Here is a 2611-nt window from a genome sequence, read left to right on the forward strand (position 1 = left end):
TCCGCTTTTTTCCTGCTTTATAGCATTCTGAGCCATCTTTAAGTCTTCACAGGCAGAAAGACTGAGGGCTAAGGCAATTGCGCCAAGTCCTAAAACGATTTTTTTCATACATTTTCTCCTCATCAAAAAAATTCTGCATCTTTCTTTATTTTAAGAAAAGATACAGAACTAATTATACAAAAATTTAAATTTTTTACAAGAAACAGAAAGAATTTCGCAAAAAGCAAAAGCTTTATTTAGCTTATGACTTTGCTGTAGCTTTGAACCATATTAATAGATGCCCAATCTATCTTTAAAAAGCTGCCATCTACATTTGTCTGCCCATAATCCTTCTCAGTAAATGGCTCATTTTCGTCTATCCTACGAATCATTTCCTGAATCTGTTTTGCAAACTCTTTGGAATCATTGACAAATTCCGACAAATCTTCAGAAATAGTAGGGTCAGTAAACAATTCCGCATCAATTGCTTTCCGATTCCCTATCATTTTTTCGAAATCCGATAAGGTAGCCAGAAATTCCTCATAGGCAGGACGAATGTTAGATAAATCAAGCTTTATCATCTCTTCCTGGACAAGATTCTGATTTATGATTTCATCCATAATTTGATTTCGTAGAGAGAACAGCTTTAACATGTTATAACGGATAATGTAGCCCCGTTCTTTCATTGCCTGGATTTCCTCTTCCATTTTTTTTGAAGAAAGCTCATCAATAGCCCGCTTATATTCCAACAATGGAGCTTTAGTACTCTCTACCAAAGGGAAAAGACGGCTGTGAATTTCCTTTGCCCCTTCATAGTGATCATTTTTATAGGTCTCCGCCTGTCCATAAGCTGCTGCCTCGTTATATATTTCCATAGTCTTTAAGATTAAAGGAGCCAGGGTTTTTACCGGCTTATCCACCTCAGGGAAATGCGTCCCTCCATTCGCTATTTTTATAACATGTCGGATAAAGTCAAACTCTTCCGGGGTAAAGCCTTCCTTGCTATACTCCTTCCCCTCCGCCAAATGAAACTCCGGTTCATTGCGAACTCCCTGAAAATAAAATACTGAAATGAAGTGATAACGAGCAGCCAGAAAATTACTGAAGCTAGCATAGATATTGTACTCTCCATTTTCCATTTTAAGATCTCCCTTTTTAAATACATCCATAGGTTGGTCTCCTAACTGCTCTGTGTTTCTTGTCTTCTCTTTCTGAAAAGAATTTTGTACCATCTTAATATCATCGCAGGCTGAAAGGCTGAAAATCATAGCCAAGATACTGATACAAAGCATAGCTTTTTTCATATATATTCCCCCAAAAAGGCATCCTCTACAGCGGCGTAGCACTCTCCTAAGCTTCCATCTGGGAAATACCGGAAAACACATGCTCCGCAAGAGACATTTAACGAGATATCGCACGCTTTGCGAGGGATACTCGTTATGAATAAAAAAGTTCTGTATTCTTCTATTTTTAAGAATGAATACAGAACTCATTATATAAGAAAATGCTGTTTTTACAAGTTTTACAAGAAGACTTTTTGACTACTTCTTCGCTTCCTCCAGAGCCTTCTCAACCGCATGGCAAATGCCCTCGCTACTGGTGGTGGCTCCTGCTACCGCATCCACGTCAGTACTCTGCTTTTCCAAAATTTCCGGAATCACCTTCTTCTGTGCGTCAAAGAAATATTCTTCATCGTCCTTGGTTTTCACAATGTCGATGGCAGTAATCTTTCCGCCTGAAATGGTGACCTTCACTTCCACATTGCCATTGTAGGCGGAAGCCTTTCCAAAACATTCTCCGTCTTTATAAGCTCCGGATATGCTATCCTCATCTATAGCTTGGGAATCGGAGGAAGCATCCGAAGAATTCGTAGAGGCTTTATCTCCGCTAGCTTCTGATGCTTTTTCGGAAGAATTGTTTTCCTCCCCGTTTCCGATGCTTTCCGCTACGCTTTCCTGCGCTCTGATTTTATCTACATTTGCCTCCAGTGCGGCGCGGTATTTCCCGGCACTGTAAAAGCCGCTTAGAAAAAGACAGACAATGGGCAAAATCCCTGCAATACGAAGCAGGGGGAATGCCTTTTTCTCCTTGCTTTCCTTTTGCATTCTATACTGCCTGATTCGTAAGAATCCGTAGAATCCAAAAGTGAAGCTGTAAACCATTAGGGTGAAGAAATATTCTCCCTTTCCTCGAATCAACGCCCCTTGATAGATAAAGAAAATGTGCAGGTACAAAAGCAGGTAAAAAAGATAGGACCAGTTTTGCAGCTTCTTCCAGCTCTTTGCCTGCATTTTCCGCCGAACAGTCTGAAAAGAAGTAATAGTGAGCGGAATTAACAAAAGAATCATGAGACAAGACACAATAGCGGCATGAAGCTCCATCAGACTGATATGCCCCTGTCCAAAGAATAAGGCGCCGAAGTATTTTCCGCCAAAGGCCAGGTTGTGGGCCAAGGTAATCAGGGAGGCACAGATTGCCATTTCCCCTCGAAGAAGATAAATCGTCTTTCTTCCGAAAAAACTCTTGGAAAGCACCGGAGCCTGCATCACTAAGATAAAGAGAGAACCTGCCAGCACGCCCCTTTGCATGATTTTCTTAAAAAAGAAGTCCAAAAAGGGAAGTCCTCCCTCCC

Annotated in this window: 2 protein-coding genes; both read right to left on the reverse strand. The window is 40.9% G+C overall.

Translation table 11 applies throughout. The features are described 5' to 3' along the window. Nucleotides 1–236: 236 nt before the first annotated feature. Complete coding sequence (locus ACO4PX_RS09835) at nucleotides 237–1283, reverse strand: DUF3829 domain-containing protein (protein ID WP_485572511.1); 1047 nt, start codon at nucleotides 1281–1283, stop codon at nucleotides 237–239. A gap of 237 nt (nucleotides 1284–1520) precedes the next feature. Further along, on the reverse strand, nucleotides 1521–2611 hold a 1091-nt coding region (locus ACO4PX_RS09840; RefSeq protein ID WP_485572513.1), incomplete at its 5' end, for an FMN-binding protein.

The sequence above is a fragment of the Oribacterium sp. genome (assembly GCF_057249185.1).